Genomic DNA, 20,125 nt, shown 5'->3' with positions numbered 1-20,125 from the left:
CGGCGATGAGCAGCAACCGCTTCGATTCGATCGCCGCGCCCGCGCTGGAGCACTTCGCCGACCTGCGCGTCGAAGTGGGCGTGCCGCAGGTGCTGGGCCAGAGCGCGCGCGGACTGCGGCGCGTGGTGCCCATCACGGGCGGCGAGGCATCGGGCCACGGCTGGCGCGCACGCGTGCTGCCGGGCGGCAGCGACTTCCAGTTGATCGTGAGCGACACGCTCTCCGAACTCGACGCGCGCTACGGCCTCGAGACCGACGCGGGAGATCTGATCTACGTACAGAACCACGCGGTGCGATCGGCCGCGCCGGAGGTGATGGCAAAGCTGCTGCGCGGCGAGCCGGTCGATCCGGCAGAGGTCTACTTCCGCTGCAACCCGCGTTTCGAGACGTCCTCGGCCGCGCTGCGATGGATCAACGAGCGGATGTTCGTCGGCGCCGGTGTCAGGCACCCGGCCGAGGTCGTGATGCGCTTCTTCGCGCTTGCCTAGCCGTCGACCGGGTTCAGAGGCGTCGCGAGAATCCGCTGGTAGAACGCCACGTCGAGCCAGCGGCCGAACTTGAAGCCGGCTTGCCGCACCGTGCCCGAGTGCTCGAACCCCAACCGCTCGTGCAGGCCGATGCTGCCGGCATTGGCAGCATCGATCGCACCGACCATCACATGCACATCCCGCGCGATCGCCTCGGCAATGATCGCCTCCATGAGCGTGCGCCCCAGCCCCGCGCCCCGATGGCCGGCCTCGACGTACACCGAGTGCTCGACCGTGTACTTGTAGGCCGGAAAGGCGCGGAAGGTGCCGTAGCTCGCAAAGCCCAGCAGCTTGCCGTTCTCGTCCTCCGCACCGATCACCGGGAAGCCGTTGGCGCGCTTGGTAGCGAACCACGCGACCATGTTCTCGGGCGTGCGCGGCTTGTAGTCGTACAGGGCGGTGGAGGTGACGATGGCGTCGTTGAGGATGGCGAGGATGGCGCTGGCGTGGGCTTCCTCGGTGCAGGTGATGAGGCGCATGGTGCTTCTCTGTCGTTCAATATAGGAGAATAATAATCTCATATGAGAAACAAATCACCCATTTCAGGCGAATCCGCCGGCCACATCGACGCCCTCATCGCGACCCGGTTGCTGGCGCTGCGCCAAGCCAAGGGGCTCAGCCTGGCCGAGCTGGCTGAGCTGTCGGGTGTCAGCAAGGCCATGATCTCGAAAGTGGAACGTGCGCAGAGCAGCCCTACGGCCGTGCTGCTGGGCCGGCTGGCCGCGGGCCTGGGCGTGTCGCTGGCGCAGTTGCTCACCGAGGAAAAGGAAGGCCCCCAGCGGCTTCGCACGAAAGCCATGCAGGAAGTCTGGCGCGACCCCGAGGCGGGCTACCTGCGCCGCCAGGTTGCCGAGCGCGGCACGACGGGCAGCGGGGTGGAACTGGTCGAGGTCGAGCTGCCGCGTTCGGCGCAGGTCGGCTATCCGCGATGGAGCGGCAAGCCTTATCGCCAATGCCTCTGGATGCTGGAGGGCGCGCTGCAGGTCGACTACGGCGAAGAGCGTTTCGAGCTGGCCCCCGGGGATTGCCTGGATTTCGGCGTGGACCGGCCGCTGGTTTTCAAGGCGCTGGGGCGCACGGCCTGCCGGTACCTGCTAGTCGCGTCGGACTAGCCGTACGGTAGGCACGCTCCCACACGCAGAGGCGATTCAGGCTGGTCCGGGCTGGAGGGCTGGTCGGGATACTGCAAGCCATCTCAGCTTCGGAGGAACATGATGTCTTTTGCGCTTTACATGATCGGGTTCCTGATCTTCCTGGGCGGCATCGCCTGGGGTGCTTCAGTGGCTGGCGTTCCCACGCTCTACATCGGCATCGGTGCGCTGATTCTTCTGGGCATCGGCATCTTCAGCGCGGTGGCCCGCACACGCAGCAAGGACCCGTCCTGACACGCTGGCCCGGCGTCGAGTTCACATAGCCTTCACGCCGAGCGCACATGGCGTAGCTAACTTCGCTCGCGCACCACAAACCGTGGTGCGCGTTGCTTCAGTCAGCTGCCCATGCACTCCTCTTCCTGCCTCTTTTCCCCGCTCTCCACCTCATCCACGGCGCCGTGTCCTGTGCCGCCCACCGCGAGCAGCGGCCTCGCCAACACCAAGGTAGACCTGCTCGTCATCGGCGCGAGCTTCGCGGGTCTCGCCTGCGCCCGCGCCGCGGCGCTCGCCGGACTCAGCGTGATGGTGCTGGAGAAGAAAACCAGCGCCGGCGCCAAGCTCCACACCACCGGCATCATCGTGAAGGACGCGGTCGACAGCGTCCCCTGGCTGGCGGAAGTGCCGCCTTCGCTGGTGCGGCGCATCGAGGGCGTCCGCCTCTACGCGCCGAACATGCGGCACGTCGACCTGCACGCGCCCGGCTACTGGTTCTGGGCTACCGATGCGCCCGCACTGCTCGACTGGATGGTCGACTCCGCCCGGGCCTGCGGCGTCGATGTGCGGCTCGGCACGCTCTTCGAGCAGGCGCTATGGATGAACGACCGCTGGGAAGTCCCGGTGACGGACGGCCCCTGTATCACCGCCACCTACCTCGTGGGCGCCGACGGCCCGCATTCACGCGTCGCCAAGGCGCTGGGCCTTTCGCGCAACACGCGCTTTCTCTACGGCGTCGAACACGAATACCAGGGCGCACGCATGGCGCCTGACCTTCTCCACTGCTTCATCGACCGCCAGCTCGCGCCCGGCTACATCGGCTGGGCACTTGACGGTGTGGGCGTGAGCCAGATCGGCCTGGCCCGGCGCCTGGGCCACAACGATGCGAACGCGCTGCGGCTCGCCCCGTTCCTGAAGAAGATCGAATCGGTGGTGTCGCCGGGCGATGCGCCCCCAGTGGCCGTGCGCGCCGGGATGATCCCCTGCGGCGGCGTGCTCCCGGTGGTGGCACGCGAGCGGGCGCTGCTGGTGGGCGACGCAGCCGGCATGGTGTCGCCGGTCACGGCCGGCGGCATCCACACCGCGCTGCAGCACGGCGAGCGCGCGGGCGAGGCGGTGGCGCGCTTCATGCGCGGCGAAGTGGGCGACCCTGCGACGTGGTTCGTGCGCAGCTACCCGCGCTTCCTGCTCAAGCGCTCGCTGCGCTGGGCCTTCGACCACTTCCAGAGCGACTGGATGTTCAACCACCTGCTCGGCACGCCGCAGATGCGGCGCATGGCCGAACTCGTCTACTTCCACCGCAAAGGCGGGCCGTTGCAGAAGAAGGGCTAACGACGGATCAGGCGCTGCGCTGGCGCATCGCCTCGTAGAGGCACACGCCGCTGGCCACCGAGACATTCAGGCTCTCGACCGCGCCGGCCATCGGGATACTGACCAGTTCGTCGCAGGTCTTGCGCGTCAGTTGGCGCATGCCCTCGCCCTCGGCGCCCAGCACCAGCGCCAGGGGGCGTTTCAGATCGCTCTGGTAGATGGTGCCCGGCGCGTCGTCGCTGGTGCCCACGCACCAGATGTTGCGTTCCTTGAGCTCGTTGAGCGTGCGCGCCAGATTGGTCACCATGAAATACGGCACCGTCTCGGCCGCCCCGCTCGCCACCTTGGCCACGGTGGCGTTGATGCCGGCCGCGTGGTCCTTGGGCGCGATCACCGCATGGGCGCCGGCGCCATCGGCCACGCGCAGGCAGGCACCCAGGTTGTGGGGATCGGTCACGCCGTCGAGCACCAGCAGCAGGGGCACGATGCCGGCCTCTTCGAGGCCTTCGAGCAGTTCGTCGAGCGAATGGATTTGCGCGGTGGGCTCGACCCGCGCCGCCACGCCCTGGTGACCGTGGCTGCCGCTGAGCTTGGCGATGCGCAGGCTGTCGGCCTCGACTAACCGCACACCGGCTTCTTGCGCGCGCGCGATGAACTGTTTCATGCGCGCATCGCGCCGGCTGGCGTCGAACAGAACCTCGAGCACCGATTTCGGCGCGGTCTTGATTCGCACGCCCACGGCATGGAAGCCGAAGATCACTTTAGGGGAAGACATTCCTCCGATTATCCCTACCCCGGGGTTTGCCTCTCAGGCGATCGGCAGGCCGCTGAGCGCACGCGTGCGCTCGTCGTGAAGTTCCTGCACCGCCAGCGCGCTCGGATGCACCCGCCCGGTGTTGCCGACGCTCTCCAGGTACTGGCAGGCGGCATGGCCTTCAGCGGCCTTTTCATACTGCGCGATCCAGGCGTCGCGTGCGGGCAGCTTCTCGGGCGAGACGGGCCAGACGCCCGGCTGCGGCCGGATGTGATCGCCGATGCCGATGCGCCAGGGCTTGGCGCTCAGGCGGGCGCGAAAGCAGTTCTGGTTGCGGCACATGCGTGCGTAGACCTTGTCCACGCCCATCGCCTGGAAGCAGTCGGCCACTTTCATGTCAGCCGGGCTGAAGACATCGTGCATCGCCAGCAGGCGGAAGCCCGCGGGCGTGCGGTACACCCGCAGGTGCCAGTCGGGATGCTGGTGCAGGAAGCGCCCGATGCGCTCGGCCGCGCGCTTCTCGGGCGAGGGGTTCGTGCTGGCCTCCCCGCGCTTCTTGGCCAGGCCGATACGGTAGGCGACGATGAAGACGACGATGGCGGCAATCAGCCCGCCCACCCAGGTCTTGGCCGTCCATCCGCCGACAATGCCCGCGATCAGCGCCGGCACCAACGCAAAGCCGAACACGCTGGTGCGCAGGGGTTCATCGAAATCGATGTCGACGAACATCACGTCGGGGGTGTTGAGGCAGCGCGCACCGTAGCCGTTGCGGGTGATGACACTCTCGCCCTGCCGCTCGACGATTTCCTCGCGAATCGGCACGCCGTCGGCGCCGTTGTAGGCCAGCTTGCGCTCGCGGCGCTCGAGTTGTTCGCCGCTCACGATGCGGTCGAAGGCCTCGCGGGTGCGCTGGTCGGCATGGGCCTGCGCGGCCAGCGGGCTGTCGTCGGACCAGCCGTAGCGCCGCACGGTGATCTGCTTGCCGGCCGTGCGCTCCTGGATGCGGCCCTCGGCCCAGAACTGGGGAACGATCATCGCTTCAAGCGCCCTTCACGAAATACAGCCAGGCCAGCACCACGACCAGGACGACGATGACGATGGGCAGCAACTTGAAGCCCCCTTGCGGCACCCGCCCCGGCTCGGCCATCGGATTCGTCGGAATGCCCGACGGCAGATGCCCGAAATCGCCGGCCGCCGGGTTCTGGTGGTTCTCGACCAGCTGCTTGGCCTCGGCCAGCCCGAGGCCGGTGGCCTCGCGCGTGAGACGAATCGCCTCGATCTTGTTGCCCTTGGCCAGGGCCGTGAGCGCGGCCGACGGCACCGTCGCGGGCCCGTTGCCCTGCATGCCCGCGCCCTCGGGTTCGCCGCGGCCCCAGTCGCCCTCTTGCCAGTCCCCTGTCGCTCCTTCGCCATTGGCGTAGCGCTCGACCGCTTCCTTGGCCGACTTGAGGTCCAGGCCGGTCTTGTCGCGCACGATCTTGATGGCCTCGATCAGGCTGCCGCGCTGCAGTGCCGCAACGGCTTCGGGTGGAAGCTGCTTGTCCATGGACCTCTCCTCGGTTCGTTGTTGTTGCCGTCTCTTCGCTGCGTCTTCGAGGTTCAGGCGGCTTGCTCGACCGTCGAGACCGGCGTTTTCTCGTTGAGCGACACGCGCCCGGCCTCGATGGTGATGCGGCGCTCGCAGCGGGACGCGATGCCGCGGTCGTGGGTGACCAGCACCAGCGTCGTGCCGAGTTCGCGGTTCAGGTCGAACATCAGCTTCATCACCTGCTCGCCGGTCGCAAAGTCGAGGCTGCCGGTGGGCTCGTCGGCCAGCAGCAGGGCCGGCTGGACCACGAAGGCCCGGGCCAGCGCCACGCGCTGCTGCTCGCCGCCCGAAAGCACCTTGGGGTAGTGGCCCAGGCGCTGCCCGAGGCCGACGCGGCCGAGCATCTCGGTGGCGGCCTTGCGCGCGTCCTTGCGGTTGGCCAGCTCCAGCGGCAGCATCACGTTTTCGAGCGCGCTCAGGTTGCCCAGCAACTGGAAGCTCTGGAACACGAAGCCCACGCGCTGCGCGCGCAGGGCGGCGCGTTCGTCCTCGTCGATGGCGAAGATGTCGTCGCCCGCGAGCTTGACCGTGCCGCGCGTGGGCGTATCGAGGCCCGCGATGATCGACAGCAAGGTGCTCTTGCCGGAGCCCGAGGCGCCGACGATGGCGGCGGTTTCCCGCGCGCCGAGGGTGAAATCGATGTCCTGCAGAATGTCCAGGGTGCCAGCCGAATCGGTGACGGACTTGAAGACATGCTCGACGGCGACAATGGCATCAGACGGGGGTTGGGACATGGAAAGGCTTTGGTTTTGAATCGACGTGACTTTATCTTGACCACCGCCGCGCTAGGCAGCGCGGGGGCATGGACGGCCGCGGCGCAGGTCCAGGCCACCAACGCGGCCGGCAAGCCGGTCATCCTGGTGCTGGGCGATTCGCTGAGCGCAGAGTACGGCTTGAAGCGCGGCGAGGGCTGGGTACCCTTGCTGGAAAAAAGGCTTGCCCAGCAGAAGATCGCGGCCACCGTGGTCAATGCCAGCATCAGCGGCGACACCAGTTCCGGCGGACGCGCCCGCTTTCCCGCGCTGCTCTCGCAGCACAAGCCCAGCCACGTGGTGCTGGAACTCGGCGCCAACGACGCATTGCGGGGCCTGCCGCTCTCTGACACCGAGAGCAACCTGCTGCAGATCACCAAGGCCGCGCAGGCCGCGGGCGCCAAGGTGCTGATCGTCGGCATCCAGGTGCCGCCGAACTACGGTGGCGACTACACGCGGCGCTTCGAGGCGGTATTCTCCAAGGTGGCGAGCGCGACCAAGTCGGCGCTCGTGCCCTTCCTGCTCAAGGGCGTGGCCGATGCGCCCGATGCGCTCTCGCTGTTCCAGGCCGACCGCATTCATCCGACGGCCGTGGCACAGCCGCAGTTGCTCGACAACGTCTGGCCCGAACTGCGCAAGCTGCTGCCCAAGTAAGGCCGGCAGCGCACAAGAAAAAAGCCGCCGCAGGCGCAGGCCTGCGGCGGCTTTTCGATGGGGACGCCAGGAGCGGATCAACCGTTCTTGGTGGGCAACTCGGGCACCGTGGGGGGATCGCGTTCGAGCGATGCCACGTCGGTTTCCGGGTCTCCGGGGGCCAGCCCGTCGCTGCTCGGGCTGAGCTTGCGGTACTGCTTCTCGCGGAGCTTGTCTTCCTTCTTCTTCTTCTTGGCCAGCTCTTTCTGGCGCTTCTCGTAGCCGTAATTTGGTGTTGCCACTGCTTCTCCTTGAGGCGAGACAGTCACGGTGACTGTGCGTCGCCTACTGTAAGCGATAACGGTGCAGTCTCAAGACGTGGCGCCGGGTGCAGTTTCGAACTCGAACACACCTTGCAAACCGGGGTAGCGCTGGTGCATGAACCAGCCCATTGCACCCGCGCCGACCAGCATGGCCATGAGCATCGCGAACACCATCCAGCCGACGTGTTCGCCCGGCGGCCAGAGGAAGACCACCGCCACCACCGGCACCAGTCCGCCGAGGGACGACACCCACATCCAGCGCCTCGGGGCGAGCATCGGCTCCCAGGTCTGCGGATCGATGCCGGCATCGATAAACACCTCGGCATCGAAGCGCAGGCGCGGCCGGGGCTGGGTCGCCAGATGCAGCAACAGCGCGCGCAGGAGCACGGCCCGGTTGCGAAAGCGAAGGACGCGGCCGGTGTCGATGGTCAGCGCCAGCGGCAGCCGGATCTCCCTGGGCTCGCCGCCCTGCACCGCCTGCTGGAACACCAGCCGCTTGACGATGGCTTCGCTCGATGCGAACTCGGTCTTCACGTCATGGAAACCCATGCGCGCACGGCACGCCTCGCGCCATGCCACGGCCTGCGGCGACGCCGGATCGCCCCAGCGCATTCCTTGCGCGTCGATCCGCAGCATCGTCCCTTTGCCCACCTGCGAAAACTGGCGCAACAGATACCAGATGCCGCCCCCCAACAGCCCGAACAACGCCAGTCCGAGGAGCACGAGGATCGCCTCGTTGCCGCGTGCGTTGGACCAGTCCTCCTGCGCCACGGCACCGGCGGCGAGTACTGCCGCCATCAACACGAAAAACGCCACGAGGCCACCGATCAGGAGCCGCGTCCCGCGCAGGTCCGGCACGCCTTCCAGCGGACCCGCCTGTGCGAACGCCTCCAGCACATGCGCGGGCACGGTCAGCACCCGCGGCGCAACGACCTGCGACACGGGCGGCACCACCTCGCGTGCAGCAGGCGGCGCGACGTACTGGCTCTTGCGGTGTTTTCTGCCCACTGCGCGCAGCAGGCCCTACATCTGCACCAGCGCCTGCTGCAGGTCGGCGCGCAGGTCGTCGACGTCCTCCAGCCCGATCGAGAAGCGCACCAGCGTGCCCTTGTAGGGCCAGCGCGCCACGCTCGCATCGCGCATCAGGCCGATGTCGTAGGGCACCACCAGGCTGATCGGGCCGCCCCACGAATAGCCGAGGCGGAAAAGCCGCAGGCTGTCGCAGAAGCGGTCGACCTGCTCGGTGCTGTAGCGCTCGTCGAACACCACCGAGAACAGGCCCGCGGCCAGGTCGGTGGCGCCGCACAGCGCGCGCCAGTTGGCGTGGCCGGGTGAATCTTCCAGCGCGGGGTGCAGCACCTGCGCGATCTCCTCGCAGCCGTTGAGCCAGCCGGCCAGTTCGCGCGCCACACGGTCGTGCGCCGCATAACGCAGGCCGATGCTCGGCAGCGAGCGCAGCAGCGTCTCGACATCGCCCACGCCGGCACCGAAGCCGATGCGCATGTGCGCGAGCTTGAGCGCGCGGTGCAGCCGCTCGTCGTTGGTGACCACGCTGCCCATCAGCACATCGCCGCCGCCGCTCGGGTACTTGGTGAGCGCGTGCACCGAGATGTCGACGCCCTGCCCCGTGCCGTTGAAGTCGAAGGGCGCGAAGGCCAGGCCCGCGCCCCAGGTGTTGTCCAGCGCCGTGACAACGCCGCGCGCGCGGCAGATGTCCACGAGCGCGGGCAGGTTCGGAAACTCCATCGTGACCGAGCCCGCCGCCTCGACCCACACCAGCCGTGTGCGGTGCGAGATCTTGGCCTCCAGGTCGGCCGGGTTCATCGCGTCGTACAGGCGGTGGGTGATGCCGAAGTTGGCCAGTTCGCCGGTGGCCAGCGCCTTGTTGGGGCCGTAGGCGTTATCGGGAATCAGCACCTCGTCGCCGGTTTTCAGGAACGCGAACGAGACCAGCGAGATGGCCGCCAGGCCGCTGGGCACCAGCAGGCACTCGGTGCCGCCTTCGAGCGTGGCCAGGCGCTCCTCGAGCGTGAAGGTGGTGGGCGTGCCGTGCAGGCCGTAGGTGTAGCCGGCCTTGGTCTTCCAATCGCGCGCGCGCATGGCAGCCACGTCGGCGAAGAAGACGGTCGATGCCTTGAACACGCCGGGCTGCGGCGCGGCAAAGGTGGCCGGCGGGGTGTAGGGATGGTGGATCAGGGTCGTCGAAGGCTTGCTCATGGGTGAATGCTAGCGCGAGCGCGCGTTGGGCCGGTCCGTCGGACGGTCACGCCCCTGCCGCCCGGTTGTGAGAAAGTCTTCCAGACCGCCGCCGCATGCGCTCAAAAAACTTCGAACACAGGATCACACCGTGGACACCTCCAAACGAACCCGCCTGATCGAGCAGCTCGCACCGAAGCCGGAGCCGCAGATCGTTTCCATCGAAGCGTTCTTCGACGGGAATGACGACCTGGGCTCCATCGGCTGCAATCTCATGGAACATCCGGGCATGGATGTGTTTCGCGATACCTTCGCCCGCATCGCCCGGCGGCCGGACGTCACGGCCGTCTACGCGCAGATTGCGGAGCTCGATCCGGGCGAGGATTGCTGGCCTTTCGCCGACACCATTTTTGTGGTCGGCTCCCTGTCTGAGAACGAACTGGCAGAAGCACTTGCGCCGCTCGAACCCGACGAGATCTGGAAGACCGAAGACAGCGACATTCCATCGGACATCCAGAAAGGCCACGACACGCACGTGCTCGCCGCTTGGTGGGACTGAGCCTTTGTCGCGGCTTCCGCCCGCACAATGCGCCGATGCAGCTGACGCGGCCCCCTCCTCTTCATCTGCGGCCCTTCGTGAAGCTGCTGTGGGCATCGGTGCCCGAAAGTGCACCGGCCGAACGCCCCGGCGCGCGCGAGCACGTGCTGCCCACCGGCGGCATGCATCTGGTGTTCCGGCTGTCGGGCCCGCCGCTGAAGTTGTTCGGCGGCCCCGACGACATGCGCGGCCAGACCTGCGGCTACGCGATCGTCGGCGGCGCACGCGCCGCCTCCTACATGCGTGACGTTTCGGTGGCCACGCGATCCGTTGGCGCGCAGCTTCAGCCTGGCGCCGCCCGCGCCTTGCTCGGCGCGCCCGAGGATGCGCTGACCGGTCAGCACACGCCGCTCGATGCGCTCTGGGGCGCGCGGCAGACCGATGCCGCGCTTGAACAAGTCCATGCGGCGGGCGACCTCGAAGGACAGCTGAACGTCTTCGAAGCCCTGCTCGCCCAGCGTGTCATCGACTCGCTCGGTGTCGGCCTGCGCGGCCTGCATCCGGCCATCGCCGCAACACTCGGGCCGCTGGCCCATGAGAACCCTTCGATCGCCGGGCTGGTGACACGCAGCGGCTACAGCCACCGCCGCTTCATCGCGCTCTTTCGCGGCGCCATCGGCCTCAGCCCCAAGGAGTACGCCCGCGTGATGCGCTTCGACCGCGCGCTGACGCTGGCAGGCGATCCCGCGCAAAGCTGGGCCGAGATTGCGCTCACTGCCGGCTACAGTGACCAGGCGCACCTGAGCCGCGAGTTCTCCGCGCTGGCGGGCATGTCGCCGCAGGCATGGCGGCAGACCGGGGCCACGTCGCCGCGGCACGTGCCGGCGGACACGACAACAGGTCAAATTCGTTCAAGACGCTAGTGGCGCGGCGCTCCAGAATCGACGCCACGATAACTGCTTCTTTCTCTCGAAAGGCAATCCACCATGGCGATCCACGAACTGTTCCCGTACCTCTGCGTCGACGATGCCGGCGCGGCCATCGACTTCTATTGCGAGGTGTTCGAGGTGAAGGAGATCTTCCGCCTCACCGAGCCCAGCGGGCGCATCGGCCACGCGGAACTGGACTTCCACAACGGCGCGATCCTGATGATTTCGGACGAGTTCGCCGAATACAACATCCGCAGCGCCAAGACCCTGGGTGGCAGCGCGGTGACGCTGCACCTGCACGTAGACGATGCGGATGCGGTGGTGGCACGGGCCGTGGCGGCCGGCGCAACACTCGACATGGCGCCGCAGGATCAGTTCTATGGCGAGCGCTCGGGGGTTTTTCGCGACCCCTTCGGCCACCGCTGGAACGTGGGCCACAGCATCGAAAAACTGACGCCGGAAGAGATGCAGCGGCGCTACACCGCGATGCTCACTTCCGGCGACAGATCGTGCGGGTCCTGATCAGGGCTTGATCAGACCGACCACTTCTCGAGCAGCTTCTCGGCGCCGAGCGAGTCGTAGCCCTCGAAGGGCTGGTGGATCCAGGGGTTGGTCGCCAGGTACTCGACCGAGTAGTCGGGCGTGAAGGTCGACAGCGCCTTGGTCCAGATCACCGCGCTGCGCAGCTCGGTGATGGGCTTGTAGTTGTTGCGCAGCATGTCCATCACGGCATGCAGCGTGTGGCCCGAGTCGGCCAGGTCGTCCACCAGCAGCACCTTGCCGGCGATCTCGCCCTTGGGGGTGGTGATGAAACGCGCGATGTCCAGGTGGCCCTGCACCGTGCCGGCGTCGGCGCGGTACGAGCTGGTCGACATGATCGCCAACGGCTTGTCGAAGATGCGCGAGAGCACATCGCCCGGGCGCATGCCGCCGCGCGCGAGACACAGGATGGTGTCGAACTCCCAGCCCGACTGGTGCACCTTGATCGCGAGCTTCTCGATCAGGTTGTGGTACTCGTCGTAGCTGACGTAGAGATGCTTGCCGTCTTCGGTCAACATGGTCTGTTCGTTCCTGTTCAGTCTGCGAGGTAGGGGTGACGCATCATGATCGTGTGGTCGCGATCCGGGCTCGTGGACACCATGTGGATCGGCACGCCGGTGATCTGCTCGATGCGCTGCAGATAGAGTCGCGCGTTGACCGGCAGCTTGTCGTACTGCGTGACGCCCACGGTGCTTTCGGTCCAGCCTTCGAGCGTTTCATAGATCGGCGTGCAGCGCTCGATTTCGTCCGCGCCCATCGGCAGGATGTCGGTCGTTTCGCCATCGAGCTCGTAGCCGGTGCACAGCTCGAGCTTCTCGAGGCCGTCCAGCACGTCGAGCTTGGTGATGCACAGACCCGACAGGCCATTGACCTGCGCCGACCGCTTGAGCAGCGCGGCGTCGAACCAGCCGCAACGGCGGCTGCGGCCGGTGGTCACGCCCTTTTCGGCGCCCACGGTGCTCATGTGATAGCCGGGGGTGCCCGGCGTGGCCCAGTCGAGTTCGGTCGGGAACGGACCGCCGCCGACGCGCGTGCAGTAGGCCTTCGTGATGCCCAGGATGTAGTGCAGCATGCCCGGGCCCACGCCCGAACCGGCGGCGGCGTTGCCGGCCACGCAGTTGCTGGAGGTGACGTACGGGTAGGTGCCGTGGTCCACATCGAGCAGCGTGCCCTGCGCGCCTTCGAACAGCAGGTTGGCGCCGGCCTTGTGAGCGTCGTTCAGCTCGCGCGACACGTCGGCCATCATTGGCTTGAGCAGCACGGCGTGGCGCATGGCTTCGTCGAAGACGGTGTCGAAATCGACGGCCGGCGCGCCCAGCACCTGTGTGAGCACGTGGTTGTGCAGGTCGAGCAGCACGCGCAGCTTGGTGGCGAAGCGCTCGGGGTGCTTCAGATCCTGCACGCGCAGCGCGCGGCGGGCGATCTTGTCTTCGTAGGCCGGACCGATGCCGCGGCCGGTGGTGCCGATCTTCTCGACGCCGCCCTTCTCGCGGTAGGCCTCGCGCGCGATGTCCAGCGCGGCGTGGAACGGCAGGATCAGCGGGCAGGCCTCGCTGATGCGCAGACGCGAGCGCACTTCGACGCCGGCTTTCTCCAGGCCTTCGATTTCCTCGAACAGCTTGGCGGCCGACAACACCACGCCGTTGCCGATGTAGCACTTGACGCCGGGCCGCATGATGCCGCTCGGGATCAGGTGCAACGCGGTCTTCACGCCGTTGATGACCAGCGTGTGGCCCGCGTTGTGGCCGCCCTGGAAGCGGACCACGCCCTGGGCGCTCTCCGTCAGCCAGTCGACCAGCTTGCCCTTGCCCTCATCGCCCCACTGGGTGCCGACGACGACCACGTTTCTTCCGGTGGTTACGCTCATGCTCGTTCCATTGCTTAAAAATTCAGATCGCTCGGACACTCCATTGGCCGGCTTGCTCGACAAGCTCGCGGTCGCAATGGAATTCATCGATTTCGCTGCCGTGTCCCGGCAGCACACAGACAACCGTTTCACCGGCCTTGCGCAATTGGGCGATGGCCTGACGCAGGCCCGCCGCGTCACTCCAGGGCGCGCGGATGGCGGCGCGCAGCGGGCGCGCCGGCAGCACGCCGACCAGCTCGCGCACGTCCAGGCTGAAGCCGACGGCCGGGCGGTTGCGGCCGAACACGGCGCCCACCTCGTCGTAGCGGCCGCCGCGCACCAGCGAATCGGCGGCGCCCGGCACGTAGATGCCGAAGCGCATGCCGCTGTAGTAGGCGTAGCCACGCAGGTCGGCCAGGTCGAAGCTGATTTCGCGCCCTGCGGTGCCGTTCAGGCCCGCGGCAAGCTGCTTCAGGTCGGCCAACGCTGCGGCCACGGCCGGCGTGCCCTTCAGGGCCTTGGCTGCCTCGTCGAGTACCGCCGCGTCGCCATACAGCTGGACCAGCGCGCGCAGCCCGTCGCGTGAAGCGGCCGGGAAATCCTTGGTGAGCCCGTGCAGCTCGCTTGCATCCTTGGCGGCCAGCGCGGCATGCACGCGAGCGAGCGCGGCGGCATCGACCGGCACGCCGGCAAACAGCGCACGCACGATGCGGGCATCGGCCAGGTCGACGATCACGCCGTCGCGCAGGCCCGCGGCATCGAGGCAGTCGAGTGCGAGCAGCAGCGTTTCGGTGTCGGCCTCGAGGCCGGCGTGGCCGTAGATCTCGGCGCCGAACTGCAGCGGCTCGCGCGTCGCATGCGGACGGTCGGGCCGGGTGTGAAGCACCGGGCCGCAGTAGCACAGGCGCGCCACGCCGTCGCGGTTCAGCAGGTGGGCGTCGATGCGTGCCACCTGGGGGGTGGTGTCGGCGCGAAGGCCCATGCTGCGGCCGGAGAGCTGGTCCACGAGCTTGAAGGTTTGAAGGTCGAGCGCCTCGCCGGTGCCCGAAAGCAGCGACTCGAGGTGCTCGAGCAGCGGCGGCATCACCAGCTCGTAGCCATAGCCACGGGCGGTATCGAGCAGCTGGCGTCGAAGTTCTTCGATGTGGCGCGCCTCGGAAGGCAGCACATCGGCAATGTGATCCGGGAGGACCCAGGCGGACATGGGGATCGGGGGCGTGGTTAAACCGGGATTCTACCGGGACCGCGCTACGCCAAAACCCAAAGGAGTACCAAGCCCAGCAAGATGCTGCAAAGACCGAAAAAACGCAGCTGCCCGTCGCGCAATTGCATCAGCTGCCCGAAGCCGCGCCGCCACCCTCCTGGCGACACGAAGGGCAGGATGCCTTCGATCACCAGGACGAGCGCCAGCGCGCTCCAGAAGGTCTCGGCGCTCACGAAGCCCCGGAGCGGATCAGCGACGCGGTGCGTTGCCCGCCGAGCCGGAGCCCTGCATGGCGCGGAAGAAGTCGGACGACGGGTCGACCACCATCACGTCGCTCTTCTTGTTGAAACTCTGCTTGTAGGCCTCGAGGCTGCGATAGAACTGGGCGAACTGCGGGTCGCGGCCGAAGGCCTCGCTGTAGGAAGCGGCAGCCTGGGCATCGCCCTCGCCCTTGATCTTCTGGGCGTCGCGGTAGGCGTTCGCCACGATCACTTCGCGCTGGCGGTCGGCATCGGCGCGGATCTTTTCGCCTTCAGCCGTGCCGGTCGAACGCAGCTCGTTGGCCACGCGCTTGCGCTCGGCTTCCATGCGGCGATAGACGGATTCGGTAATGGCTTCCACGTAGTCCACGCGGGTGATCCGCACGTCGACCACATCGACGCCCCAGGGCTTGGCACCCTTCACCACGGCCAGAACTTCGCGCTGCACGTCGGCCATGAGGGCCTCGCGACGCAACGAGATCAAGTCGCGCACGGTTCGCTTGTTGATGTTTTCCTGGAACGCATTGCGCACCACGCGGTTGAGCTGCATGGCGCCCGCGTTCTCGTCGAGGCCGACGTTGCGGATGTAGGCCTGCGGATCGCTGATGCGCCAGCGCACATACCAGTCGATCACCACGCGCTGCTTTTCAGCCGTGAGCATGGGTTCGGTGTCGATGCTCGACAGCGTCAGGAGGCGCTTGTCGATGTACGACACGTTCTGGAACGGCGGCGGCAATTTGAAGTTGAGGCCGGGCTCGGTGATGACGCTCTTGATCTGACCAAGGGCATAGACCACGCCGAACTGGCGCTGGTCGACCACGAAGAGGGTCGAGCTCAGCAGCACGAGCAAGACGAGGATCGACGAGGCGATGAATCCGATTCTGTTCATGTTCTTCTTGGCCTTTTTCAGCGCACGTCGCGTTCACGCGAACGACCGTCGCGTGCACGGGTCTCGCCCGTGGGCGGAGCCACCGGAATCACCGACGACTGGGCAGGTGCGGTGCCAGCCACGCTCGGGCTGGCAGCATCGACGGGTGTGGCGGCCGCGTTGTTGCCGCTCAGCTGCATGATCTTGTCGAGCGGCAGGTACAGCAGGTTGGAGCCTGCCTTGGTGTCGACCAGAACCTTGGTGGTGCTGGCGTAGATCTGCTGCATGGCGTCGGTGTACATGCGATCGCGGGTTACCTGCGGCGCCTTCTGGTACTCGGCCAGCACGGCGCTGAATCGGCCGGCATCACCTTGCGCTTGCGCCACGATGCGCGCCTTGTAGGCCTCGGATTCTTCCTTCAAGCGCGAAGACGTACCGGTGGCGAGCGGCACCACGTTGTTGGCGTAGGCCTGCGCATCGTTCTTGGCGCGCTCGCGCTCCTGGCCGGCCTTGAGCACGTCGTCGAACGCTGCCTGCACCTGCTCGGGAGGACGCACACCACCCTGCTGCAGGTTGATGCCGACGACTTCGACGCCGATCTTGTAGCGATCCAGGATGGTTTGCATCAGCGCGCGAACGCGCGGGGCAATCTGGTCACGCTCTTCGGCGAGCGCCGCGTCCATCTTCATCTTGCCGACCACTTCGCGCACGGAGCTCTCGGCCACCTGAACGATGGTTTCGGCCGGCGACTTGCTCTCGTAGAGCCAGGCCTGCGCATTGCTCAGGCGGTACTGCACGGCAAACTTGATTTCGACGATGTTCTCGTCTTCCGTGAGCATGGCCGATTCGCGCAGGCCCGTGGAACGCACGATGGCGTCGCGGCCCACGTCGGTGGAACGGATCTGCGTGGTCACCACCACCTCGTGGCGCTGGATCGGGTACGGCAGGCGCCAGTTGAAGCCGGCGTTCACGGTCGACTTGTAGCGGCCGAACTGCGTGACCACGGCCTGCTGGCCTTCGTTCACGATGAAGAAGCCGGTACCGAGCCAGATGAGGAGGGCCACGGCAGCCACCAGGCCGAGGCCGAATCCTGCGTTTTTCATGTCGGGTCTGTAGCCGTTGCCGCCACCGCCGCTGTTGCTGCCGTTGGGACGGTTGCCGCCGCCCTTGCCGCCGCCGAAGAACCCACCGAGCTTGCGATTGAGGTCGCGCCAGAGTTCATCGAGGTCGGGCGGGCCCTGGTTGGGCCCCTGGCCGCGGGGGCGGTTGCCGTTGTTGTTGTTGTTGCCCGAAGGCGGGGGCGTCGGTGCGCCCGGAGGATCGGCATCGGGGGGCCGGTTGCCGGCTGGGCGGTCGCCGTTGGAGGACGACGGCTCATCGCCGCGACCCCATCGGCCATCGTTCAGATTGAACATGCCCAGAAACCCTCTCCACGCTGGCTTTGCATTCATTCGCTTCGTTCTCTTGTCAGTGGCGGGATTGTGCCCAATCAAAGGGCAGCATCGTGCAATTCAGTGTCGTCCGCAGGGGTCATCGTATCGGCTACGGAGCCCGATAGCCGTGCCAGCTCGGCGCGCAGCAACGGCACGCCCTCGCCGCTTTTGGCGCTGAGGAAGATGCGGGGGACCTGAACGCCATCGATTTCCATCTCGTCCTGCAGATGCAGTGGACGTTGCGCGCTTTCAAGAGCGTCGAGCTTGTTGAATACCAACAATTGCGGAACGGCGTCCGCGCCAATCTCGCGCAAGACGGACTGCACCTCGACCATCTGCTCGGGGTAATGCGGGTTGGAAGCATCAATCACGTGCAACAACAGGTCGGCATCGACCGCCTCCTGCAGCGTGGCCTTGAACGCATCGACCAGCCCGTGCGGCAGGTCGCGAATGAAGCCGACGGTGTCGGAAATCGACACCTGGCGTTTCGCATCGCCGAGGTAGAGGTTGCGGGTCGTGGTGTCGAGCGTGGCGAAAAGCTGGTCGGCCGCATAGGCGCGCGCCTTGACCAGTGCATTGAAGATCGACGACTTGCCCGCGTTCGTGTAGCCCACGAGCGAGATGTTGAAGGTCTCGCGGCGCTCCCGCTGCCGGCGTTGCGTGCTGCGCTGCTTCTGCACCTTGGCCAGGCGCTCGCGCGTGCGTTTGATCGACTCGCTGATCATCCGGCGGTCGAGCTCGATCTGCTTTTCGCCCGGGCCGCCGCGCACACCTGCGCCGCCCGTCTGGCGCTCCAGGTGAGACCAGCGGCGGACCAGCCGCGTGCTGAGGTACTGCAGGCGAGCCAGCTCGACCTGCAGCTTGCCTTCGTGCGAACGCGCGCGCTGGGCGAAGATTTCGAGAATGAGGAAGGTGCGGTCGTAGACCGCGATGTCGAGCTGGCGCTCGAGGTTGCGCTGCTGCGCCGGGCTCAGCGACTGGTCGAAGATGACCTCGCTCGCCTGGTGCATGGCGGCGAGCTCCTTGATCTCGTCGGCCTTGCCGCTGCCCACGAACAGCGCCGCATCGGGCGCCTTGCGTTTGCAGGTGAGTCGGGCGACAGGCGTGAGGCCCGCGGTCTGCGCGAGCAGGCCGAGTTCCTCAAGTTCGCTGTCGAAATGGGGCAGCCCAAAGTCGACGCCGACGAGAACGGCGGCGCCTTCCTGGCGGTGGATCAGTTCAGACAAGCGGAATCAGAAAATGGAAAAAGCGCGACGGAGGGGGCTCCGCCGCGCTCCGCGCGATCAGGCTGCGGCGTCGTCGTTCTCGGCAGCCGAGAAGTTGACGGCACGACCCGGCACGATGGTGGAAATGGCGTGCTTGTAGACCATTTGCGTCACTGTGTTGCGGAGCAACACGACGTATTGGTCAAAAGACTCGATCTGGCCCTGCAGCTTGATGCCGTTCACCAAATAAATGGAAACCGGCACATGCTCGCGACGCAGGGTGTTCAGAAACGGGTCTTGCAGAAGTTGCCCTTTATTGCTCACGATATTCTCCGTGTTCAAGAGTAGTTGTTGGAGAGATGACCTTAACACAGGGTTTCTGCGCTGCAGCAATCGGAGTCAAAAGCCTTGAGAAAATAACGGTTCTCAAAAGACGGAACTTCCGTTCCAGCTGCAACTCATCGGCCGCCATCGGTGGCCAAGCACCCCAAAACGCAATTCAGCTGTCCTTGTCCGCAAAGGGATTCTGCGAGCTCTTGAACTGGATCCGCAAGGGCGTGCCCACCAGGTCGAATTCCTTGCGGAAGCGTCCTTCCAGGAATCGCTTGTACGCGTCGGTCACATGCTCCAGCGAATTGCCGTGAATGATGATGACCGGCGGATTCATGCCGCCTTGGTGCGCATAGCGCAGCTTGGGCCGGAACATGCCGCCGCGCTGGGGCGCCTGGAATTGCACCGCCTCCAACAATAGACGCGTGAGCACCGGCGTCGACATCTTGCGGGTGGCCGACTTGTGGGCCTGTGCAATGGCCTGCCACACAGGACCGAGACCCTGGCGCTTGATGGCCGAAATGAAATGCAATGACGCAAATTTCAGGAACGGCAACCGGGTTTCGATCTGCCGCTGGATCTGCTCGCGCTGGTAGCTGTCGACCGCGTCCCATTTGTTGATGGCGATCACCACCGCGCGGCCGCTCTCGAGGATGTAGCCGGCAATATGCGCGTCCTGGTCGGTCACACCCTGTGTGGCGTCCAGCAGCAGCAGCACGACATTGGCCGACTCGATGGCCTGCAGCGTCTTGACCACCGAGAACTTCTCGATCGCCTCGAACACCTTGCCCTTGCGGCGCAGGCCCGCGGTGTCGATCAACTCGAAGCGTTGGCCGTTGCGCTCGAACGGCACCGAGATGGCGTCGCGCGTGGTGCCCGGCATGTCGAAGGCCACCAGGCGCTCTTCGCCGAGCCAGGTATTGATCAGCGTGGATTTGCCGACATTGGGCCGGCCGGCCACCGCCAGCTTGATCGGCTTGTTGACGTCGTCTTCGTCCGTCTCGTCATCCGGGTCCGGCAGGTTCAGCGGCTCGAGCGCCAGCTCGACCAGGTCGCGCATGCCCTGCCCGTGCGCCGCGGACACGCCATGCACGTCGCCGAAGCCCAATTCATAGAAATCGACCAGCTTGGTGCCGTCGTGCATGCCTTCGGCCTTGTTGGCCGCCAGCACGCAGGGCTTGCCCAGCCGGCGCAGTTCGTTCGCGATGTCGTGGTCCTGCGCCGAGAGGCCTTCGCGGGCGTCGACCACGAAGATCACCACGTCGGCCTCGGCCACGGCCTGCCGCGTCTGCTTGGCCATTTCCTTGTAGATGCCGCTGCCGGCATCGGGCTCGAAGCCGCCGGTGTCGATCACGATGAACTCGTGCTTGCCCAGGCGACCGTTGCCGTAGTGGCGGTCGCGCGTGAGGCCGGCGAAGTCGGCGACGATGGCGTCGCGCGTCTGGGTCAGGCGGTTGAAGAGCGTCGACTTGCCGACGTTGGGACGGCCGACCAGGGCCACGACCGGCTTCATGGCCGGCCTTT

Annotated in this window: 25 protein-coding genes; 8 read left to right on the top strand and 17 right to left on the bottom strand. The window is 66.5% G+C overall.

What is annotated here, in order from left to right:
• Window positions 1–5: 5 nt before the first annotated feature.
• Window positions 6–488, top strand: coding sequence for a DUF3237 domain-containing protein (locus ACSFA7_RS19865; RefSeq protein WP_435500968.1), 483 nt, complete (start codon window positions 6–8; stop codon window positions 486–488).
• Here the strand turns inward: ACSFA7_RS19865 and ACSFA7_RS19860 are convergent.
• Entirely contained in the window at window positions 485–1,006 is a 522-nt protein-coding gene (locus ACSFA7_RS19860; RefSeq protein WP_435500967.1) for a GNAT family N-acetyltransferase, read from the bottom strand. The two genes, ACSFA7_RS19865 and ACSFA7_RS19860, sit on opposite strands and share 4 nt — an antisense overlap.
• A gap of 42 nt (window positions 1,007–1,048) precedes the next feature.
• On the opposite strand from ACSFA7_RS19860, the gene ACSFA7_RS19855 reads away from it, so the two are divergent.
• The 3 genes from ACSFA7_RS19855 (at window position 1,049) to ACSFA7_RS19845 (ending at window position 3,223) form a co-directional block, all read left to right on the top strand.
• Complete coding sequence (locus tag ACSFA7_RS19855; protein WP_435500966.1) at window positions 1,049–1,639, top strand: helix-turn-helix domain-containing protein; 591 nt, start codon at window positions 1,049–1,051, stop codon at window positions 1,637–1,639.
• Between the two features lie 102 nt (window positions 1,640–1,741).
• Window positions 1,742–1,912, top strand: coding sequence for a hypothetical protein (locus ACSFA7_RS19850; RefSeq protein WP_280807101.1), 171 nt, complete (start codon window positions 1,742–1,744; stop codon window positions 1,910–1,912).
• A 111-nt stretch (window positions 1,913–2,023) separates the two neighbouring features.
• Window positions 2,024–3,223 carry an NAD(P)/FAD-dependent oxidoreductase gene (locus ACSFA7_RS19845; protein ID WP_435500965.1) on the top strand — a complete coding sequence of 400 codons (1,200 nt, stop codon included), beginning with the start codon at window positions 2,024–2,026 and terminating at the stop codon, window positions 3,221–3,223.
• Between the two features lie 7 nt (window positions 3,224–3,230).
• Here the strand turns inward: ACSFA7_RS19845 and rlmB are convergent, their stop codons facing one another.
• From rlmB to ACSFA7_RS19825, 4 genes are read right to left on the bottom strand one after another with little or no spacing between them, the layout of a single operon-like run.
• A complete protein-coding gene (gene rlmB, locus ACSFA7_RS19840) occupies window positions 3,231–3,977 on the bottom strand; it encodes a 23S rRNA (guanosine(2251)-2'-O)-methyltransferase RlmB (protein ID WP_435500964.1) in 747 nt (248 codons plus the stop codon).
• A 33-nt stretch (window positions 3,978–4,010) separates the two neighbouring features.
• Window positions 4,011–4,991, bottom strand: a complete 981-nt coding sequence (locus ACSFA7_RS19835) for a hypothetical protein (RefSeq protein WP_435500963.1) — start codon at window positions 4,989–4,991, stop codon at window positions 4,011–4,013.
• A gap of 4 nt (window positions 4,992–4,995) precedes the next feature.
• Entirely contained in the window at window positions 4,996–5,502 is a 507-nt protein-coding gene (locus ACSFA7_RS19830; RefSeq protein ID WP_435500962.1) for a ribosomal protein L7/L12, read from the bottom strand.
• Between the two features lie 53 nt (window positions 5,503–5,555).
• Window positions 5,556–6,278, bottom strand: a complete 723-nt coding sequence (locus tag ACSFA7_RS19825; RefSeq protein ID WP_280807105.1) for an ABC transporter ATP-binding protein — start codon at window positions 6,276–6,278, stop codon at window positions 5,556–5,558.
• Window positions 6,279–6,314: 36 nt separating this feature from the next.
• Between ACSFA7_RS19825 and ACSFA7_RS19820 the strand changes: the two genes are divergently transcribed.
• A complete protein-coding gene (locus tag ACSFA7_RS19820) occupies window positions 6,315–6,950 on the top strand; it encodes an arylesterase (protein ID WP_435500961.1) in 636 nt (211 codons plus the stop codon).
• Window positions 6,951–7,027: 77 nt separating this feature from the next.
• Here the strand turns inward: ACSFA7_RS19820 and ACSFA7_RS19815 are convergent, their stop codons facing one another.
• From ACSFA7_RS19815 to ACSFA7_RS19805, 3 genes are all read right to left on the bottom strand, one after another.
• Complete coding sequence (locus ACSFA7_RS19815; RefSeq protein ID WP_042580885.1) at window positions 7,028–7,231, bottom strand: hypothetical protein; 204 nt, start codon at window positions 7,229–7,231, stop codon at window positions 7,028–7,030.
• A 69-nt stretch (window positions 7,232–7,300) separates the two neighbouring features.
• On the bottom strand, window positions 7,301–8,260 hold the full coding sequence (locus tag ACSFA7_RS19810) for a hypothetical protein (protein WP_435500960.1): 960 nt from the start codon (window positions 8,258–8,260) through the stop codon (window positions 7,301–7,303).
• Between the two features lie 15 nt (window positions 8,261–8,275).
• Entirely contained in the window at window positions 8,276–9,469 is a 1,194-nt protein-coding gene (locus ACSFA7_RS19805; protein WP_435500959.1) for a PLP-dependent transferase, read from the bottom strand.
• Between the two features lie 130 nt (window positions 9,470–9,599).
• Between ACSFA7_RS19805 and ACSFA7_RS19800 the strand changes: the two genes are divergently transcribed.
• The 3 genes from ACSFA7_RS19800 to ACSFA7_RS19790 all read left to right on the top strand — a co-directional run bounded on the left by ACSFA7_RS19800 (window position 9,600) and on the right by ACSFA7_RS19790 (window position 11,437).
• On the top strand, window positions 9,600–10,007 hold the full coding sequence (locus ACSFA7_RS19800) for a hypothetical protein (RefSeq protein WP_435500958.1): 408 nt from the start codon (window positions 9,600–9,602) through the stop codon (window positions 10,005–10,007).
• A 35-nt stretch (window positions 10,008–10,042) separates the two neighbouring features.
• Window positions 10,043–10,909, top strand: coding sequence for a helix-turn-helix domain-containing protein (locus ACSFA7_RS19795; protein WP_435500957.1), 867 nt, complete (start codon window positions 10,043–10,045; stop codon window positions 10,907–10,909).
• Window positions 10,910–10,972: 63 nt separating this feature from the next.
• The gene (locus tag ACSFA7_RS19790) at window positions 10,973–11,437 is read left to right on the top strand and encodes a VOC family protein (protein ID WP_435500956.1); all 465 of its coding nucleotides are present in this window, start codon (window positions 10,973–10,975) and stop codon (window positions 11,435–11,437) included.
• 11 nt (window positions 11,438–11,448) lie between these two features.
• On the opposite strand, the gene ACSFA7_RS19785 is transcribed toward ACSFA7_RS19790, so the two are convergent.
• The 9 genes from ACSFA7_RS19785 to der all read right to left on the bottom strand — a co-directional run bounded on the left by ACSFA7_RS19785 (window position 11,449) and on the right by der (window position 20,114).
• Window positions 11,449–11,973 (bottom strand): phosphoribosyltransferase, encoded by a 525-nt coding sequence (locus ACSFA7_RS19785; RefSeq protein WP_013542102.1) that lies wholly within the window; start codon window positions 11,971–11,973, stop codon window positions 11,449–11,451.
• A 17-nt stretch (window positions 11,974–11,990) separates the two neighbouring features.
• Window positions 11,991–13,322, bottom strand: coding sequence for an adenylosuccinate synthase (locus tag ACSFA7_RS19780; RefSeq protein WP_042580879.1), 1,332 nt, complete (start codon window positions 13,320–13,322; stop codon window positions 11,991–11,993).
• A 22-nt stretch (window positions 13,323–13,344) separates the two neighbouring features.
• Window positions 13,345–14,505: an ATP phosphoribosyltransferase regulatory subunit gene (locus ACSFA7_RS19775; RefSeq protein ID WP_435500955.1), complete on the bottom strand. Its 1,161-nt coding sequence runs from the start codon at window positions 14,503–14,505 to the stop codon at window positions 13,345–13,347.
• A gap of 44 nt (window positions 14,506–14,549) precedes the next feature.
• Entirely contained in the window at window positions 14,550–14,738 is a 189-nt protein-coding gene (locus ACSFA7_RS19770) for a DUF2065 domain-containing protein (protein WP_013542105.1), read from the bottom strand.
• A 16-nt stretch (window positions 14,739–14,754) separates the two neighbouring features.
• Window positions 14,755–15,654: a protease modulator HflC gene (hflC, locus tag ACSFA7_RS19765; protein ID WP_435500954.1), complete on the bottom strand. Its 900-nt coding sequence runs from the start codon at window positions 15,652–15,654 to the stop codon at window positions 14,755–14,757.
• A 17-nt stretch (window positions 15,655–15,671) separates the two neighbouring features.
• A complete protein-coding gene (gene hflK, locus ACSFA7_RS19760; RefSeq protein WP_435500953.1) occupies window positions 15,672–17,048 on the bottom strand; it encodes an FtsH protease activity modulator HflK in 1,377 nt (458 codons plus the stop codon).
• A gap of 74 nt (window positions 17,049–17,122) precedes the next feature.
• Complete coding sequence (gene hflX / locus ACSFA7_RS19755) at window positions 17,123–18,292, bottom strand: GTPase HflX (RefSeq protein ID WP_435500952.1); 1,170 nt, start codon at window positions 18,290–18,292, stop codon at window positions 17,123–17,125.
• 57 nt (window positions 18,293–18,349) lie between these two features.
• Window positions 18,350–18,595, bottom strand: a complete 246-nt coding sequence (hfq, locus tag ACSFA7_RS19750; RefSeq protein ID WP_012747311.1) for an RNA chaperone Hfq — start codon at window positions 18,593–18,595, stop codon at window positions 18,350–18,352.
• 175 nt (window positions 18,596–18,770) lie between these two features.
• Window positions 18,771–20,114, bottom strand: coding sequence for a ribosome biogenesis GTPase Der (gene der / locus ACSFA7_RS19745; RefSeq protein ID WP_280807116.1), 1,344 nt, complete (start codon window positions 20,112–20,114; stop codon window positions 18,771–18,773).
• Window positions 20,115–20,125 lie beyond the last annotated feature (11 nt).

The organism is Variovorax trehalosi, from assembly GCF_051216415.1.
Classification (GTDB): domain Bacteria; phylum Pseudomonadota; class Gammaproteobacteria; order Burkholderiales; family Burkholderiaceae_C; genus Variovorax.
Note: the sequence above shows the minus strand (reverse complement) of the source record. Positions and strands in the feature narration are given on the sequence as shown.

Bases quoted from the DNA above. Each gene is read 5' to 3' on its own strand.
- hflC (WP_435500954.1), bottom strand. From the start codon at position 15,654: ATGAACAGAATCGGATTCATCGCCTCGTCGATCCTCGTCTTGCTCGTG.
- rlmB (WP_435500964.1), bottom strand. From the start codon at position 3,977: ATGTCTTCCCCTAAAGTGATCTTCGGCTTCCATGCCGTGGGCGTGCGA.
- ACSFA7_RS19805 (WP_435500959.1), bottom strand. From the start codon at position 9,469: ATGAGCAAGCCTTCGACGACCCTGATCCACCATCCCTACACCCCGCCG.
- ACSFA7_RS19795 (WP_435500957.1), top strand. From the start codon at position 10,043: ATGCAGCTGACGCGGCCCCCTCCTCTTCATCTGCGGCCCTTCGTGAAG.
- der (WP_280807116.1), bottom strand. From the start codon at position 20,114: ATGAAGCCGGTCGTGGCCCTGGTCGGCCGTCCCAACGTCGGCAAGTCG.
- ACSFA7_RS19865 (WP_435500968.1), top strand. From the start codon at position 6: ATGAGCAGCAACCGCTTCGATTCGATCGCCGCGCCCGCGCTGGAGCAC.
- ACSFA7_RS19845 (WP_435500965.1), top strand. From the start codon at position 2,024: ATGCACTCCTCTTCCTGCCTCTTTTCCCCGCTCTCCACCTCATCCACG.
- ACSFA7_RS19835 (WP_435500963.1), bottom strand. From the start codon at position 4,991: ATGATCGTTCCCCAGTTCTGGGCCGAGGGCCGCATCCAGGAGCGCACG.
- ACSFA7_RS19785 (WP_013542102.1), bottom strand. From the start codon at position 11,973: ATGTTGACCGAAGACGGCAAGCATCTCTACGTCAGCTACGACGAGTAC.
- ACSFA7_RS19860 (WP_435500967.1), bottom strand. From the start codon at position 1,006: ATGCGCCTCATCACCTGCACCGAGGAAGCCCACGCCAGCGCCATCCTC.
- ACSFA7_RS19790 (WP_435500956.1), top strand. From the start codon at position 10,973: ATGGCGATCCACGAACTGTTCCCGTACCTCTGCGTCGACGATGCCGGC.
- ACSFA7_RS19780 (WP_042580879.1), bottom strand. From the start codon at position 13,322: ATGAGCGTAACCACCGGAAGAAACGTGGTCGTCGTCGGCACCCAGTGG.
- ACSFA7_RS19775 (WP_435500955.1), bottom strand. From the start codon at position 14,505: ATGTCCGCCTGGGTCCTCCCGGATCACATTGCCGATGTGCTGCCTTCC.
- ACSFA7_RS19830 (WP_435500962.1), bottom strand. From the start codon at position 5,502: ATGGACAAGCAGCTTCCACCCGAAGCCGTTGCGGCACTGCAGCGCGGC.
- ACSFA7_RS19825 (WP_280807105.1), bottom strand. From the start codon at position 6,278: ATGTCCCAACCCCCGTCTGATGCCATTGTCGCCGTCGAGCATGTCTTC.
- ACSFA7_RS19850 (WP_280807101.1), top strand. From the start codon at position 1,742: ATGTCTTTTGCGCTTTACATGATCGGGTTCCTGATCTTCCTGGGCGGC.
- hflK (WP_435500953.1), bottom strand. From the start codon at position 17,048: ATGTTCAATCTGAACGATGGCCGATGGGGTCGCGGCGATGAGCCGTCG.
- ACSFA7_RS19855 (WP_435500966.1), top strand. From the start codon at position 1,049: ATGAGAAACAAATCACCCATTTCAGGCGAATCCGCCGGCCACATCGAC.